The 17,058-nt window shown below is 47.7% G+C and carries 14 protein-coding genes; 11 read left to right on the top strand and 3 right to left on the bottom strand.

All coding sequences use genetic code 11. From position 1 onward, the window contains the following. Nucleotides 1–84 precede the first annotated feature (84 nt). Nucleotides 85–3,774 (top strand): AsmA-like C-terminal region-containing protein, encoded by a 3,690-nt coding sequence (locus tag HCX92_RS15040; protein WP_169294213.1) that lies wholly within the window; start codon nucleotides 85–87, stop codon nucleotides 3,772–3,774. A gap of 24 nt (nucleotides 3,775–3,798) precedes the next feature. Beyond that, complete coding sequence (locus tag HCX92_RS07015; protein ID WP_169294214.1) at nucleotides 3,799–4,041, top strand: hypothetical protein; 243 nt, start codon at nucleotides 3,799–3,801, stop codon at nucleotides 4,039–4,041. Nucleotides 4,042–4,186: 145 nt separating this feature from the next. On the opposite strand, the gene HCX92_RS07020 is transcribed toward HCX92_RS07015, so the two are convergent. Beyond that, the gene (locus HCX92_RS07020; RefSeq protein ID WP_169294215.1) at nucleotides 4,187–4,618 is read right to left on the bottom strand and encodes a hypothetical protein; all 432 of its coding nucleotides are present in this window, start codon (nucleotides 4,616–4,618) and stop codon (nucleotides 4,187–4,189) included. A gap of 334 nt (nucleotides 4,619–4,952) precedes the next feature. Here HCX92_RS07020 and tig point away from each other — a divergent pair, with 334 nt between their 5' ends. From tig to lon, 4 genes are all read left to right on the top strand, one after another. Next, entirely contained in the window at nucleotides 4,953–6,263 is a 1,311-nt protein-coding gene (gene tig, locus HCX92_RS07025) for a trigger factor (protein ID WP_169294216.1), read from the top strand. 2 nt (nucleotides 6,264–6,265) lie between these two features. Then, nucleotides 6,266–6,922 (top strand): ATP-dependent Clp endopeptidase proteolytic subunit ClpP, encoded by a 657-nt coding sequence (gene clpP / locus HCX92_RS07030; protein WP_169294290.1) that lies wholly within the window; start codon nucleotides 6,266–6,268, stop codon nucleotides 6,920–6,922. Between the two features lie 83 nt (nucleotides 6,923–7,005). Next, nucleotides 7,006–8,322, top strand: a complete 1,317-nt coding sequence (clpX, locus tag HCX92_RS07035) for an ATP-dependent Clp protease ATP-binding subunit ClpX (protein WP_169294217.1) — start codon at nucleotides 7,006–7,008, stop codon at nucleotides 8,320–8,322. A 104-nt stretch (nucleotides 8,323–8,426) separates the two neighbouring features. After that, nucleotides 8,427–10,886: an endopeptidase La gene (lon, locus tag HCX92_RS07040; protein WP_169294218.1), complete on the top strand. Its 2,460-nt coding sequence runs from the start codon at nucleotides 8,427–8,429 to the stop codon at nucleotides 10,884–10,886. A gap of 89 nt (nucleotides 10,887–10,975) precedes the next feature. Here lon and HCX92_RS07045 read toward each other — a convergent pair whose 3' ends face one another. Together HCX92_RS07045 and HCX92_RS07050 are read right to left on the bottom strand one after the other, a co-directional pair. Continuing rightward, on the bottom strand, nucleotides 10,976–11,752 hold the full coding sequence (locus HCX92_RS07045; protein WP_169294219.1) for a hypothetical protein: 777 nt from the start codon (nucleotides 11,750–11,752) through the stop codon (nucleotides 10,976–10,978). Nucleotides 11,753–11,801: 49 nt separating this feature from the next. Then, the gene (locus HCX92_RS07050) at nucleotides 11,802–12,248 is read right to left on the bottom strand and encodes an OmpA family protein (RefSeq protein ID WP_169294220.1); all 447 of its coding nucleotides are present in this window, start codon (nucleotides 12,246–12,248) and stop codon (nucleotides 11,802–11,804) included. Nucleotides 12,249–12,789: 541 nt separating this feature from the next. On the opposite strand from HCX92_RS07050, the gene thrS reads away from it, so the two are divergent. From thrS to HCX92_RS07075, 5 genes are all read left to right on the top strand, one after another. Then, nucleotides 12,790–14,724 carry a threonine--tRNA ligase gene (gene thrS, locus HCX92_RS07055; protein WP_169294221.1) on the top strand — a complete coding sequence of 645 codons (1,935 nt, stop codon included), beginning with the start codon at nucleotides 12,790–12,792 and terminating at the stop codon, nucleotides 14,722–14,724. Between the two features lie 28 nt (nucleotides 14,725–14,752). After that, nucleotides 14,753–15,292, top strand: a complete 540-nt coding sequence (gene infC, locus HCX92_RS07060; protein WP_169294291.1) for a translation initiation factor IF-3 — start codon at nucleotides 14,753–14,755, stop codon at nucleotides 15,290–15,292. A gap of 72 nt (nucleotides 15,293–15,364) precedes the next feature. Then, nucleotides 15,365–16,327 (top strand): glutathione synthase, encoded by a 963-nt coding sequence (gene gshB, locus HCX92_RS07065; protein WP_169294222.1) that lies wholly within the window; start codon nucleotides 15,365–15,367, stop codon nucleotides 16,325–16,327. 8 nt (nucleotides 16,328–16,335) lie between these two features. Continuing rightward, nucleotides 16,336–16,749, top strand: coding sequence for a PTS sugar transporter subunit IIA (locus HCX92_RS07070; RefSeq protein ID WP_169294223.1), 414 nt, complete (start codon nucleotides 16,336–16,338; stop codon nucleotides 16,747–16,749). Nucleotides 16,750–16,778: 29 nt separating this feature from the next. Beyond that, a complete protein-coding gene (locus HCX92_RS07075) occupies nucleotides 16,779–17,048 on the top strand; it encodes an HPr family phosphocarrier protein (RefSeq protein WP_169294224.1) in 270 nt (89 codons plus the stop codon). The last annotated feature ends 10 nt before the right edge of the window (nucleotides 17,049–17,058 follow it).

The raw sequence follows: 17,058 nt of genomic DNA on the forward strand, positions 1-17,058 counted from the left end.
CTAACGACTGTTTCTGTGGCCTGAGGCAATGCAGTATTGGATATAATACACTGGACTGTAACCATCAAGATGTGAGCCGCCCCAGTGAGCGTTGCCAGGAAAATTTTACGCTATTGTTTAGTCTTTTTTATTGGTTTTTTGATTCTGCTTGCTGCCTTGTCATTGGGGGTAAGGTATTTTCTTGTTCCAAACCTGCATCAATGGCTGCCTCAAATTCAGACATATATCAGCAAAACGCTGGATATGGATGTGCGGGTGGATCAATTGTCGCTTGCCTGGGAAGACAGCCCGGTCTTGCAATTGCAAGACGTCACGATTGAAAACAATGAGAAAAATGAATACTTGAAGATTAAATCGGTTTCGGCGGGCGTGAACTGGTTGAACCTGTTGCGCATGCGTCCTTTTTTATCTGAAATCAGTATTCATAACGCCGCCCTGAATATACGCCGGGATGCCGATGGAAGCATACACCTGCTGGGGCAAAAGCTGCTTGGACAGGATAAAGCCAGCGTACCCGAGAGTGTGATGGACAAAGGCGAGTCGTCCCTGCTGGCAGGATGGCTGGCATCCCTGTCTTCGCTTCGTCTGAACGATGCTGATCTGATCTGGGTTGATGAACAGCGGCAGGCTCAGCCTTTGGTGTTGTCGGGAGTTTATCTGGATATAAAGCCCGTGCATGATGAACTTGATGTTTCATTGTCTGCCCGTTTGCCTGAACATTTGGGTGATACGTTCGCCCTTGAGGCGACCTTGCAGCAGGTTTCGGGGGCGCAAGGGCAATTGCAATGGAGCGGTGAAGTCAACGCAAAATTAAACGGCCTGTCTTTGCTTGATCTTGCGCCATGGTTAAACATTCCCGAGCAGCTTCGTTCAGGTTATCTCAATCATGCTGCGCTTGTCCTGGAAGTGAGCCAGAATAAAATCGGTAAAATTTCACTGGATGCCGAAGCGAGGGATTTCAGGCTTGAGGACCATTTAAGAAAGCATGCTTTTATTGTTGCTTCCGGTTTGTTACAGTTAAAGCTGGATACCAGCTTCAGCAATATTCAGGCGGAAATCAGGCGGCGTGCAAGTGTCGAGAGTGCAGAGCAGGTACCCCATGAAGAGTTGGCCGTGCTCACGCCCTGGGTATTTTCTTTTAGGGCCAGCCAGTTTTTCTACGATGACAAAACGTCCTTTAATGAACCGGTCGGGCTTGAGCAGGTCAATATAACGGGTCGCTTTCAGCGCGATGAACAACAGTTTCCGTGGGTTAGCATACAGCAGGGAATCATTAAAAATGACGATATAGATATCAATGTCAGTGGCAATTGGTATTTTGATCCCAATTCGGATAATGGCATTGTAGATCTGCAAGGTGATCTTCATTCATTGAAATTGCCTCATTTGTATCGTTATTTACCCAATGTTATTGATGATGATGCCCTGGGCTGGTTAACTCATGCTTTTAAGGACGGCCAACTTGAGAATGCGCCTTTTACGTTGAAAGGGGTTGTTGATCATTTTCCTTTTGGGCTTCGCCCGCAATCCGGTGATTTTCAGGTAAAGGGAGACTATAAAAATATGGCTCTTGATTATCACCAGGATGAAATAAAAGGGCGAAAATGGCCGATTGTTTATTCGGAAAACGGCAGGTTTGACTTCCGGCGCGACAAGATTGCCCTGCAATCCGGGCAGGCCTATTTTTTGATTCAGGAAGATAAAAAAATTGATCTGAATGATTTTTCCGGATTGGTCTCCAGTATTGAAAAAGATACCAAGGTGGCGTTGCAGGCCAACTCAGTGGCGCCAGCTGAAAATTTCCTGGCGTTTACACGGATCACGCCTTTGGGGTATCTCATCAAAAACGCGCTGGATACAGCCAGTGCAACCGGCACCTGGCAGATTCCGTTGCGTCTGTTTATCCCGGTGAATGATGCGAATAATGCCAAGGTAAGCGGCACCATTCATATTCAGGATGCTGACTTTCAGTTTGAGCCAGACTATCCCTGGTTAAGAAAAATGAATGGTTCCTTGCGGTTTGATGAAACCGAGTTGGTGGCGCAAAAACTGGTAGGGAACATGTTGGGCGGGCCTGTGACCCTGGAAGGCCATATCGGTTCTTCAGGTAACTCCTTGAACATGAAAGGGATGTTTACCGGTGAGGGGCTCAGGGAAGTGTTGTCGGCCAAGGGTATGGAACGGATCAAGGGGCAGGCCAATTATGAGGCCAAGTTTGATTTTCTGGCAGGTGGAAAGGTCAATGTGCAGGTTGATTCTTCCCTGCAGGGCCTTGCCCTGGATTTCCCGGGTGAAGTGGGTAAATCTGCTGCAGCATCAAAACCGTTACGGGCCCGCTGGTTGAGTGCTGCCTATAAAAATAACGATAATGCCAGGGTGCTTGAGCTGGATCTGGGACAGGGTACTGTCAGGGCGATATTTGAACGCGATGTTCAATCCAGGAACGGTGCTTTTTTTTATAAAGGGGGCGTAGGTGTACTGGCTGAGCCAATAATGCCGGCGCAGGGTTTGAAAATATCCGCCCGGCCTGCTGTTGTTGATGTCCAGCAATGGCTGGATATTGTGGATGAGTTTGATTCTGGCAAAACCGTCGGCAAGTCATCACGGGTATTTCCCGATGTCAGTGCCTTGCAGCTGGATACCGCTTCTTTGCGTTATCTGTCACAAACTATTGCTCAGGCCAGGGTGTCGGGTATAAAAAATCCTAAATCCTCCGCATGGGGGTTTCGTATTGATGCCGAAGCGGTAACTGGCGATATTGATTGGGTGCCTGGCAAAGTGGCGCATGAGGATTTTGTGGCTGCCCGTTTTGATCATCTGGCCTTGAATTCAGAGTCTGGGGATAAGGAAGACGACAAGGATCAGAAAAATGGCAATGCCTCCAAACGACTTGATTTGCCAAGACTGGATATTAGTGCCAAACGATTTCTGATATTTGATAAAGAGTTGGGCTCACTTAAGCTGAAAGGGCGTAAAAAAAACCGGCAGGATAATTGGCAGATTGACAATTTGGCCATTAACAATGTTGGTGGCTCTTTGTATGCTACCGGTGCGCTTAAAACCGAAAAGAACAGTACGGGGCTGGATCTTAAGCTGAATCTGAACTTTCTGGACTTGGGGCGGTTGCTTTCTGTTCTGTTGGAAAAGACAGTGGTTGCCGGTGGTAAAGGATATGTAAATGGTGTGTTGAAATGGCCTGATATCAGCGATCTGGATTTGAACCAGATTGACCTTAGTCTTGAGAGTCGTGTCACGGAAGGCAGATTGCTGAGTATTGACTCGAAAGTGGCCAAGGCATTGGAGTTGCTGGCATTGCAATCGATTAGCCGGATTCCGGAGTTTGGCAGTACCTTGGGTAATTCCTTCAAGGATGGCGTCAGTTTTGATATGGCCAGGGCCAGCTTGAATATGAAGCAGGGGGAAGTGCAGGTTTCCGATTTTTGGCTGAGTGGTCCGGCCGTGGCTATTGTGGCGTCCGGTGATACCAATATAAACACTGAAACGCTTGATTTTCAGGCGGTGGTGGTGCCTAATCTTGATATCAGTGGCGCTGCCATTTTGACAGGGGTGATTGTGAATCCGGTGGTGGGTGTGGGGGCTTTTCTTTCCCAGTGGTTATTGCAGGCGCCCTTGCAACGCTCATTGACCGCCAGATATTTTGTGCGTGGTACCTGGAGTGAGCCTATAATTAACGATGCCGTATTGCCGACCGAAGAAGAGCTGAAAGAGAAAGAAGCGAGCAAGAAAATCAATGATTTGTACAGAAGTAACTAAGTTATTTACTTGAGAAGGTTGGAAATGAAAAAAACAGGATTGCTTGCCATTGGCGTGTTATTGGCCGGTTGTGCCATACAGGACGGGATCTCTGAGCCGGGTTCAAGTGTCACCCGTTATATGTGTAATAAAACGACGGCTGTGGCTGAGGGGCAGGATGGTATGGATACTGCCGTGTCTGAGCAGACTTATCCCTGCACCAAGGAAGAGTTTGAGTCCATGAACAAGGTGTATGGGTCTATGGAGGAATTGAAGAAAAGTTTGTGAGTTTGGCAAAAGCCCGTTGGTATGGGTGGGATTAGGACAGGCATTTGCCTGGGTATTCAGAAGCCAAAAAAAAACAAGGTCTCATATAAAATGAGGCCTTGTTTAGGTGTGCGGTACTGCCCAAATAAGTACTTGGGTAGAGAAGTTATTGCTTGAACAGAACTTTGTCAAACACTAAACCGGCAAAGGCGGCAACGGTTGCCACGGCTGACCAGTGTAGATCGCCTGAAGTGCTTTGAATGACAATCACGTAAGCAGTGGTACCAAAAATGGTGCCAAAAACAGCCCTGATTGCAAAATAGGCCCAGTTTTCATCTTCGATAGCCTTGTTGTTTTCCGGGATGGAAGTAAAGCGACAGTGTTGGTGGTCGAAAAGGCGGGTTGCAATGGAAATGATTGAGCCAAGGGCGCCAAAGAACATGGCGATAAAACTGACGGACCAGGTAATGAGTGCGGTAAACAGACCGAACACAATCAGGCCAATCACGAAACTTCCGTTTGAAAAGCGTGGTTTGCGGAATTCTTGAGTTTGATCGGGTGTTGCTGTGGAAGTGTTTTGTTGATCAAAATCAGTCATGAGTTCATACCCCTTGAAAAATAATAAAATATGTACGTGTAAATATTGGCTTAATAATTTTAAGTACATATTAAAGTGTATTGATTTAATGCCCGGGGTGCAACAATGAAACGGAATATTATACTAATCCTTGCGATTTCTTTAACTTTATCTGCCTGTGTATACGGGGTGGGGGCCGTGGGCGGGAACGGTGGCGTAGCCGTTGGTGTGGGTACGGGCGTTGCATTTTGAGTATTTTTGACAAATTAAACGTAAAAAAATGATGGTCATCCGCTTTTTTGGGTAAAATGACTGGTTATACTATTAATTTTTCCGCAATATAAAAGGTTTATAAATGCAGGCAACGGTAGAAACTCTTGAAGGCCTTGAGCGCCAGGTAAATCTAATCATCGCTTTGGATGATATCGAAAAGGACGTTAAAACGCAGCTGCAACGTGTGGCCCGTACTGCTAAAGTGCAGGGTTTCCGTCCAGGCAAGGCGCCTATTTCTGTCATAGAACGCAGTCACGGCCCTGGTATCCGCTACGATGTCATTAATCAAAAAGTCGGTCAGGAATTTGACAAAATCATCAAGGAAGCCAATTTGCGTGTTGCCGGTATGCCTTCCATTGAGCCTAAAACAGAAGGTGTTGAAGAAGGTCAGGTTGGTTTTGTAGCCAAATTTGAAGTCTATCCTGAGGTTTCCCTGCCCGATCTTTCCACACTGGAAGTGGTGCGTTATACCGCTGAAGTGGGTGATGAGGAAATCAACCGTACCGTTGATATCCTGCGTAAACAGCGTGCCACTTACGAAGCCCGTGAAGACCGTGCCGCTCAAAAAGATGACCGCGTTACCCTGGATTTCGTTGGCACCATTGATGGTGTTGAATTTGAAGGTGGCAAGGCTGAAAACTTCCCCTTCCTGCTGGGTCAGGGTCGCATGTTGCCAGAATTTGAAGAGGCTGCAACCGGCCTGAAAGCGGGCGAAAGCAAAACTTTCCCGCTGTCTTTCCCAGAAGATTACGCAGGCAAGGAAGTTGCTGGCAAAACTGCTGAATTCACGATCACGGTTAAAGAAGTGGCTGAGCCTGTATTGCCTGAAGTCAACGAAGAGTTCGCCAAATCACTGGGTCAGGCTGAAGGCAGCACCGAAAAACTGCTTGAGGAAATTCGCAACAATATCGAGCGTGAAGTCAAAAACCGTATCCAAGGCCGCACCAAAAGCAGCGTGATGGATGCCCTGGCTAATGCCGCTACCTTCGATATTCCCAAAGCCTTGGTTGAAAACGATGTTCAGGCACGCATTGCTGCTGCCCGCGAAGAACTGAAGCAACGCGGTGTGCCTAATGCAGATCAAATGCCAATTCCTGCTGAAACATTCCAGCCAGAATCCGAGCGTCGCGTACGTCTGGGCTTGTTGGTGGGTGAATTGGTTGAACAGGCCAAGTTGCAGGTCACTCCTGAGCAGGTTCGCGCCCGCATCGAAGAGTTTTCTCAAAACTATGAAAAACCCGAGCAGGTTATCAGCTATTACCTGTCTGATCGCCAGCGTCGCGCTGAAATCGAAGCCGTTGTTCTTGAAGACAACGTGGTTGATCATGTTTTGTCTTTGGCTAAAGTGGCTGAAGAAGCCGTCGCTTTTGATGACTTAATGGGAACAATGTAATGATGCACCGTTTTACCGATTTTTATGCGTCCATGCATGGGGGCGAGTCGGTGACGCCGACCGGCCTTGGCTATATCCCCATGGTTATAGAACAGTCTGGTCGTGGTGAAAGATCATATGATATTTATTCCCGTCTTCTGAAGGAACGCGTTGTCTTCCTCGTGGGGCAGGTTAATGATCAATCGGCCAATCTTGTGGTTGCACAATTGCTATTTCTTGAGTCGGAAAATCCTGACAAGGATATCTCCCTGTACATTAACTCGCCAGGTGGCGGTGTTTATGCCGGATTGGCCATTTACGACACAATGCAATTCGTCAAACCCGATGTCTCTACCTTGTGTACGGGTATGGCTGCCAGTATGGGGGCTTTTTTGTTAAGTTCCGGTGCCAAGGGCAAGCGTTACAGCCTGCCCAACTCGCGCATCATGATTCACCAGCCTTTAGGGGGTGCGCAGGGTCAGGCAACCGATATCGAAATCCAGGCACGCGAGATTCTCAGTTTGCGTGACCGCCTGAACGAGATTCTGTCCAGCAATACCGGCCAGCCCATCGAGAGAATCCGTGAGCACACCGAGCGTGATAATTACATGGCACCCGAAGATGCACAGGCTTACGGTTTAATTGATAAAGTACTTACCACAAGGGCTGCAGGAGTATAGTTTTGCTATACTATCCTTAAAGGTAACCTTAATGGCCGACCTTTTATACGGTCGGCCTTTTTTGCGAGATATACATACATAATATGGCAGATAAAAACAGTTCTTCCGATGGCAAAGTTTTGCATTGCTCTTTTTGCAATAAAAGTCAGGATGACGTTCGCAAGTTAATTTCAGGGCCCGGTTCGATTTTTATTTGTGATGAATGTATTGAACTGTGCAATGAGATTATTCGGGATAGTGCGCATGAAGATGCTCGCGAGGCAATCAAGACAGAATTGCCAACCCCTGCGCAGATTAAGTCATTCCTGGATCAGTACGTTATTGGGCAAGATCAGCCCAAACGCAGTTTGGCAGTGGCTGTTTACAACCATTACAAACGCATCCGTCATGGTGAACTGAACAAAGACGAAGAGGTTGAGTTGTCCAAGAGTAATATTTTGCTCATTGGGCCTACCGGTTCAGGTAAAACCCTGCTGGCTCAAACGCTTGCCCGTCAGCTGGATGTCCCCTTTGTCATGGCCGATGCCACCACGCTTACCGAAGCCGGATATGTGGGTGAAGACGTTGAAAACATCGTTCAGAAATTGCTGCAAAACTGCAATTATGATGTTGAAAAAGCACAGCGTGCGATTGTGTATATCGATGAAATAGATAAAATATCGCGTAAATCCGATAATCCGTCCATCACGCGTGATGTGTCCGGAGAGGGTGTGCAGCAGGCGTTGCTCAAACTCATTGAAGGAACGGTTGCTTCGGTACCTCCTCAGGGTGGACGCAAGCATCCCAACCAGGATTTCGTCCAGATTGATACCACCAATATTCTGTTCATTGTGGGCGGTGCCTTCGATGGACTCGAAAAAGTTATTCAAAACCGAACCGAAAAATCAGGCATTGGTTTTGGTGCCCAGGTTCAGTCAAAATCAGAAAAAGGCGTTGGAGAGGTCTTTGCCACGGTCGAGCCCGAAGATATCATCAAGTTCGGTTTGATTCCCGAGCTGGTTGGTCGCTTGCCGGTGGTGGCAACCCTGGAAGAGTTGAATGAAGAGGCCTTGGTCAGAATTCTGACCGAACCCAAAAATGCATTGGTAAAGCAGTTCCAGAAACTGTTTGCAATGGAAGATGTAGAGTTGGAAATTCGTCCCCAGGCATTGGTTGCCATTGCCAAAAAGGCCCTGAAACGTAAAACAGGTGCTCGTGGCCTTCGCTCTATCCTTGAGGCTGCGCTCATGTCAACCATGTTTGACCTTCCATCCCGCAAGAATGTTATTAAAGTTGTACTTGATGAGGCCGCCGTCAATGGTACTGGTACTCCGTTGCTGATTTTCAGTGATGATGCCGAGTCAGGGAAAGCGTCTGCTTCAGACACTAAAACCCGTAATTTAAAAAACGCAGCAGCATAAACAACATTTTGCTAGTATATGGAGACAAGCCTTGAATTTTTCGGTTTGGCCTCCATATTCCTATCATTATTATTTATAACAGATTGTTTTCAAGGAAATTGCTTATGTCTGCGAGTCAAATTTTGCCTGCAGAATCAATAGAGTTGCCGTTGTTGCCTTTGCGTGACGTGGTGGTTTTTCCCCACATGGTTATTCCTTTGTTTGTAGGTCGACCCCGTTCCATTCGTGCCCTAGAGGCTGCCATGGAGGCTGGTAAGCAAATCATGCTGGTTGCTCAAAAAACGGCCAACAAAGATGAACCAGCGCCTGAAGATATTTATGAAATTGGCAGTATTGCCACTATCTTGCAAATGTTGAAACTTCCCGATGGTACTGTCAAGGTGCTGGTGGAAGGGCTTCAGCGTGCGCACGTTGAGGAAATCCGGGATACGGAATCCAATTTTATCGGTAAGGTAATGCCTATTGTTCCATCCAGTGAGGGCAGTGCCGAACTTGAAGCTTTGCGTCGTACCGTGGTGTCCCAGTTTGACCAATATGTCAAACTCAATAAAAAAATACCCCAGGAAATCCTTTCTTCATTAAATAGCATAGAAGAAACCGATCGCCTGGCCGATACCATTGCCGCCCACTTGCCTTTAAAGCTGGAGCAGAAACAGAGCTTGCTTAACGAGCTTGATGTGACGGGGCGCCTTGAAGCGCTGCTAAGCCAGATAGAAGCCGAGATTGATATTCTCCAGGTCGAAAGGCGCATTCGTGGTCGCGTCAAGAAGCAAATGGAAAAAAGCCAGCGCGACTACTATCTGAATGAGCAGGTAAAAGCCATCCAGAAAGAGTTGGGCGAAGGCGAGGAAGGTGCTGATCTTGAGGAGCTTGAAAAGAAAATTGAAGCTGCTCAAATGCCCAAAGAGGCACGAGCCAAAGCTGATGCCGAGCTTAAAAAACTGAAGCTGATGTCTCCGATGTCCGCTGAGGCAACAGTTGTCAGAAACTATATTGATACCCTGATTGGCTTGCCCTGGAAGAAAAAAAGCCGCATCAATACTTCGCTTGAAAATGCCGAAAAGATTCTGAATGATGATCATAATGGTCTGGAAAAGGTTAAAGAGCGCATTATTGAATACCTGGCGGTGCAGCAACGCGTTGATAAAGTCAAGGCACCAATCCTTTGTCTGGTAGGCCCTCCGGGCGTGGGTAAAACCTCGCTGGGTCAGTCTATTGCACGTGCCACCAATCGCAAGTATGTTCGTATGGCTTTGGGTGGTGTTCGTGATGAGGCTGAAATCCGGGGTCACCGTCGTACCTATATCGGCGCAATGCCGGGCAAGATTCTGCAAAACATGAGCAAGGTGGGTGTTCGCAACCCGCTGTTCCTGTTAGATGAAATCGATAAACTGGGTATGGATTTCCGTGGTGATCCATCTTCTGCCCTGCTCGAGGTACTTGATCCAGAACAAAATCATACGTTCCAGGATCATTACGTTGAAGTTGACTACGATTTGTCTGATGTCATGTTTGTGGCTACCAGCAACTCCCTGAATATCCCTGCCGCTTTGCTGGACCGTATGGAAGTGATTCATCTGTCAGGTTATACCGAAGATGAAAAAGTACATATTGCCCTTGATCACCTGATTCCAAAGTTAATGAAAAACAATGGCGTCAAAGAGGGTGAGCTTAAGATTGAGGAAAGTGCGGTACGTGATATTGTTCGCTATTACACACGTGAAGCGGGTGTGCGGGCACTGGAACGTGAGCTGGGCAAAATCTGCCGAAAAGTCATCAAGGCAATCCTTATGGGTGCCAAGTCTACGTCCAAAACGGCTGCCAGCAAAGCGACTGCGCCCGTTATTGTTGTGACTAATGAAAACCTTGGGCAGTATCTGGGTGTGCGTAAATACCTCTTTGGTATGGCCGAGAAAGAAAACCAGGTTGGCCAGGTAACTGGTTTGGCCTGGACGGAAGTGGGTGGTGATCTCTTGACGATCGAGGTTGCTGCTGTGACTGGTAAAGGGCTTATCCAGCATACCGGTTCTTTGGGTGATGTCATGAAAGAGTCCATGCAGGCTGCGCGCACGGTGGTAAGGTCGCGTGCCCACAGGCTGGGTTTTGCCGATAGCATCTTCGAGAAAAAAGATATTCATATCCATGTTCCCGAAGGCGCAACGCCTAAAGATGGTCCTTCTGCGGGTATTGCCATTACGACCGCTTTGGTATCTGCCTTGTCAGGCATTCCAGTGCGGGCGGATGTTGCCATGACCGGTGAAATCACCTTGCGAGGTGAGGTGCTGGCCATCGGTGGGCTGAAAGAAAAACTGCTGGCGGCTCATCGTGGTGGTATCAAAACGGTCATTATTCCCGAGGAAAACGTCAAGGACTTGTCTGAGATTCCAGACAACGTGAAAAATCAGCTGGAAATTATTCCTGTGCGTTGGATTGATCGTGTTCTTGAGGTTGCCCTGGAGCGTTTGCCAACACCATTGTCAGAAGCGGAAATTGCCAAACTGGCTCAAGAGGCACTGGCGGCAGGTAAAACACCGTCCAGTGTTGACAGTCCGGTAAAGCATTAAAGTATTGAAATACTCAAATTTTAATGTTGGCTAGAAATAAAAAATCCAGATGAAAATCTGGATTTTTTATTGCCTGCGGATTTGATGGTTTAAAAACCCAGGTCGTTGCGAAGGCGTTCTTTTTGTTGACGCAGGTTTTGCAGTTGATCAAACTCGGGGTTGACCGTATTGATATTGCCCGGGTTGGGATTGCCGCTATTGATGGGGGCTGGGAAATTGTTAAAGGGTGATCCTTCATCGATCTCGAAAGGAGGCGGTTCGGGGGTGATTGCCGGTGCGGCGCCTGGTGCAGGGAAATTGCTTAGCGGTGCAGGGAAACTGTTGTTAATGGCTGCCCCTGATGTATTGTCTTGTAGGCTGTCCGTGGCTTCAAACAGTTGTTCACTAGAGGCTGGTGCAGCCGGTGTGGGAAAAGGACTGGGGGGGGCCAGTGGAACGGGTGGGATAGCCTGTTTGAGATCCGGGTTGAGTTTAAGTGCGTGGGGCTCTTCAGTCGTTTCGGGTATTGCCTCGGGCTCGGCAACGGGTGGTGTGTCTATGGTGGGGATTTGTGATTCTGGGGCAGTGACGTTAACCCCGGGCTCCTGCACGTTGGCTTCGGCTGCTTGGTTTTGGTTTAAAGGGTCTTTACTGGATTCAGCGGGTAAAGTGGTCGGGTTTTCTGTCGGCACCGGCTGCGTTAATTCAGGCGGCTGGATGGTGCCTGAGACAGTAGGGCCGGACTGGGTGCTGTTTTGCATTGGGCTGTTTTCCATGCCTTTGACGTGGGCGCGGGTAAAAACGTCATAAACGGATTTTCCAATGAAAAAAAGCACACCTGTTGCCACAATGGCCAGAATGGTATTTGAAATAATTGGTTTAGCCATACTTGAAAGTGAAGATTAAATGGGTTAATGGGATCCAGGCCAGGCTGGATTAATTGAAAATATTATTGCCAAACTTGTAAAGGTCATCAAAGAAACGTTCAATAGTGCTGACATTCATTTCACTGGTGCTTTCGCCCAGAATGATGATTTTGGTTTTGTATTGATTGTCACTATTCGTTCCCGTTTGGCTGCCATAGGCATTGGGGGGAGTGTAGGCCAGACGGCTCTTGTCGATGCCGCGGTCGGTTAGCGCTTTCATGAGTGTTAAAGAGCGTACTTCCTGCAGTTCCTGATTCAGCTCGCTTGAGCCTGCATTTTCAGAAATGCTGTCGATCAGTACTTTGCGATGAGGGCGTTCTTTAAGCAATTCAGCCACTTTGTTCAAATAGGGGGGTGCATTGGAGGAAAGAGTGGCTGAGCCGGGCATAAACAAATCACTGTCGCGAGAAGTAAGTGCGACGCCACGCGTATCTTGTGTAATTTGAAGGTGACTCATTCCATTGTTACCTGTATTCAAACTTGAGCAAGCGCTTAACAGGCAAAAAAAAGCAAGGCAGAAACCAAGGCGAATGGATTTGAAGGGTTGCATGAGTCTAAATATTGAGGATAAACAATGGGTTAAATTGTAACCCAGATTAGTGCTGTAATGGTTTAACAGTTTTGTCATATACGTTATTTTGTAACCTGTCCGGATATGCGGATAAACGCACGGGGTGTCTATGGCTTGCCAGGCCTGTCAATAATTGGAATAGGTGAAAATGACGGAGTTTGGTCTGTTTTACAACATTTGAGGATGTTTTTTCCATGCAAACACGGCTTTTATTATGCCAAAACACAGAAAATGTTAGAATCAATTAATTATTGTATTTGGTAGAGACTGAAATAAATGAGATCCTTAACTGCACGAACTACGAGAATGGAAACCTAAAATTTCTAGTCGCGATCGTGAGAGTTTCATATTGTGAATTTTTTCAGCAGTCTCATCCTTAGCGCGACTATACACTAGTCGCGTTTTTATTTTTTATTAGGGCATTTAAATGATTCAGATTACTTTACCAGATGGTTCCCAGCGCCAATTCACCGATCCGGTCAGCGTAGGTGAAGTAGCTACGACTATCGCGCCCAGCCTGGGTAAAGCTGCCTTGGCGGGCAAGGTGGCGGTAGGGTCTGAACCAGCCAAGCTGGTAGATACCAGTTATGTCATTACACAAGATGCAAAACTGTCCATCGTAACTGCCAAAGATCCTGAAGGCCTGGATCTTATCCGTCACTCTACCGCCCATTTGCTGGCTTATGCCGTAAAATCGCTCTTTCCCGATGCACAGGTTACCATTGGTCCCGTGATTGATAACGGCTTTTACTACGACTTCTCTTACAAGCGTGCTTTTACGCCCGAAGACCTGCAGAAAATTGAAAAGAAAATGCAGGAACTGGCCAAAAAAGATGAGGTGGTCACCCGTGAAGAGTGGCTGCGTGATGATGCAGTGGCCTTTTTCAAAGAGCAGGGCGAGCATTACAAGGCTGAAATCATTGCCTCCATTCCGTCCAATGAGCCTATCAGTCTGTATCGTGAAGGCGACTTCATCGATTTGTGTCGCGGCCCACACGTGCCTTCAACCGGCAAACTGAAAGTTTTCAAGCTGATGAAAGTGGCCGGTGCCTATTGGCGTGGCAATAGCAACAATGAAATGCTCCAGCGTATTTACGGTACCGCCTGGGCCACCAAAGAAGAGCAGGCCCAGTATTTGCACATGCTTGAAGAAGCCGAGAAGCGGGACCATCGCAAGCTGGGTAAAGAGCTGGATCTGTTCCATTTTCAGGATGAGGGCCCAGGTCTTGTTTTCTGGCACCCCAAAGGCTGGAGAATCTGGCAGCAGGTCGAGCAGTATATGCGCAATGTTTACATTGAGAACGGCTACCAGGAAGTCAAGGCACCCCAAATTCTGGACTTGTCCCTGTGGAAAAAAACCGGACACTGGGATAACTACAAAGAAAACATGTTCACCACTGAATCCGAAAATCGGGTTTATGGGCTTAAACCAATGAACTGTCCCGGTCATGTCCAAATTTACAATTCAGGCTTGCATTCATACCGTGAGTTGCCCATCCGCTATGGTGAGTTTGGTCAGTGTCACCGTAACGAGCCTTCAGGCTCCCTGCATGGCATGATGCGTGTACGTGGCTTTACCCAGGACGATGGTCACATTTTCTGTACTGAAGACCAGTTGCAAGATGAATGCGCCAACTTTACGGCCCTGTTGCAAAAAGTTTATCGTGACTTTGGCTTTACCGATGTCCTGTATAAAGTGGCTACCCGCCCTGAAAAGCGTATTGGGGATGATGCCATCTGGGACAAGGCTGAAGAAGCTCTCATGGAAAGCCTGCGTCGTTCTGGTTGCGAATTTGAAATTTCTCCCGGAGAAGGCGCTTTTTATGGCCCTAAAATTGAATATACCCTGAAAGATGCCATTGGCCGTCACTGGCAGTGTGGTACCGTTCAGGTGGACTTTTCCATGCCGGTACGTTTGGGGGCTGAATATGTCGATGCTTCCGACCAGCGTCGTGCGCCTGTCATGGTGCACCGGGCCATTCTGGGCTCCCTTGAGCGCTTCATTGGCATGTTGATTGAAAACTATGCGGGTGCCTTGCCACCATGGCTGGCCCCCGAGCAGGTAGTGGTATGCCCCATCTCGGAAGTATTTTCCGATTATGCCAACAAGGTCGTGGCTATCCTGACCAAGGAAGGCTTCCGTGCTTCCGCTGATTTGCGAAATGAGAAGATCACTCGTAAAATCAGGGAAAACAGTATGCAGAAAGTACCCTACATCCTGGTTGTCGGTGAAAAAGAACAGGAAAATGGCGCTGTGGCCGTTCGTGGTCGTGGCAACCTTGATTTGGGTGTACTATCTGTCGATGATTTCGTCGCGCGTCTTCGCACTGACGTGGCTTTACGTCAAGATGTCAAGGCGTAATTTATTATCTTTTTAAGGAGTTGTTAACATCGCAACCGAAAAATCCCATCGCATAAATGCTGAAATACGCATTCCTGAAGTTCGTCTGATTGGCCTCGAAGGAGAGCAGTTAGGCGTTGTGAAAACACTTGAAGCCATTCGCATGGCTGAGCAGGCAGACGTCGATCTCGTCGAGATCGCGCCTAATGCGTCGCCTCCTGTTTGTCGCTTGATGGATTACGGTAAATTTAAATACCAGGAGCAAAAGCGTCAGCAAGAAGCCAAGGCCAAGCAAAAAGTGATTCAGGTCAAGGAAGTCAAGTTCCGTCCTGCCACCGATGAAGGTGACTATCAGGTCAAGCTTCGTAACCTGCGTCGTTTTATCGACGATGGTGACAAAGCCAAGGTAACACTTCGTTTCCGTGGACGTGAAATGGCACACCAGGAACTGGGTATGCGCGTGTTAGAACGAATTCGGGAAGATCTGGGCGATACGGTCCAGGTCGAGGCCATGCCCAAGCTCGAAGGACGTCAAATGGTAATGGTGCTTGCGCCGCGCAAAAAAGCGGCAGGCGGCAAGACCGAATAAACCTGGTCATTCAGTTTTTATGACTCAATATATCCCGCTTTAACCGGCGGGAGTTTCTTTGGAAGTATAACAATGCACGTATTATTCATCATAGACCCATTGCCCTTGTTAAAAGCATATAAAGACACATCGGTCGCCATGATGCGTGCTTTGATAAAACGCGGTCATTCGATCAGTGTTGCCCTTCAGGGGGACCTGTTTATCGAAACCGGTCGGGTTTTTGTCCGCTCACGTACCATTCAGATTGAAGAAAATGCCAATTTGCATGGTAATGCGTGGTGGACCTATACTTCTGAAGGTCATGAATTCCCATTGGTGCATTTTGACGCAACCATAATGCGCAAAGACCCTCCATTTGACATGGAGTACGTCTATTCAACGCATCTGCTGGAATATGCCGAGCATCAAGGGGCTAAAGTATTCAATTCCGGGGCGGCCATCCGTAATCATCCTGAAAAATTGTCGATTACCGAGTTTTCAGCATTTACCGCGCCTACCCTGGTAACCCGTGATATGTCACGAATCAGGCAGTTTCACGCCCAGCACCAGGATATCGTTGTCAAGCCGCTTGACGGCATGGGGGGTAGTGGTGTTTTCCGGGTGCTCCAGAATGAAGCAAATTTAAATGCGATTCTCGAGTTGCTGACTCAGGAAGGGAACCGTACTATCATGGCGCAGCGCTTCATTCCGGAAATTACCAATGGTGACAAGCGTATTCTGCTTATTGATGGTGCACCCATTCCTTATGCGCTCGCACGTATTCCACTGGCCGGTGAGACAAGGGGCAACCTGGCGGCAGGCGGGCGTGGAGTAGCACAAAAACTCACTGATCGCGATCTGCAAATTGCACAGGCGATTGCGCCTGTATTACGGCAAAGAGGCTTGTTACTGGTAGGATTGGACGTTATTGGTGATTACGTAACCGAAATTAATGTAACCAGCCCAACCTGTTTTGTTGAGATTACCGAGCAAACCGGTTTCGACGTGGCGGCGCACTTCGCCCAAGCGCTTGAAAAAGCGGTTTTATCTGCCTAAGGTTGCTTATGACTGTGATAGCAATAATTGCCCATGTGCCTTTGGCATCTGCCCTGCACGATTGTGCAACCCATGTCTATGGTGATCTGGAAAACTTTGTGTTCTTTGATATAGAACCCGATGTGGATCCTGAGCAAAAAGTTGTGGAAATTACAGAGCAGTTAAGAAACCAGGCCGGTCAAAACCATACGGTATTGGCTTTGGCGGATTTGGGTGGTGCAACACCCGCCAATATTGGAGCAAGGGCGGTACAGCGTTTACAAAATGCCGGTATTCAGGCGCATATTCTTTCGGGCACCAATGCCTGCATGATTCTGAATGCCATTCGTTATCGTGAGAAACCGTTGGAAGAATTATGCGAAGCGGTTTTTGAGGGTGGCAAAAAGGGCATGAAATGTATTGATCTTGTCAAAGGTCAATGAATTCCGGTTATTAACGTATAGAATGAATTATGGCTTCAGTAGAAATTATTATTAGCAACAAGTTGGGATTGCATGCCAGAGCTGCCGCAAAATTAACGCAGCTGGCCAGTTCTTTCAGCAGCGAAATATTTATCAGTCGTGCAGCGCAGCGCGTCAATGCCAAAAGCATTATGGGTGTCATGATGCTGGCGGCCGGTAAGGGTACGCCCGTTACACTCGAGGCAACGGGTGATGATGCTGCCGAAGCATTACAGCAACTCGAGGCCTTGTTCAATGGTAAATTTGGTGAGCCAGAGTAAACATAAAGAT

The sequence above is a fragment of the Advenella sp. EE-W14 genome (genome assembly GCF_012923605.1).
Taxonomy (GTDB): Bacteria; Pseudomonadota; Gammaproteobacteria; order Burkholderiales; family Burkholderiaceae_B; genus Advenella; species Advenella alkanexedens.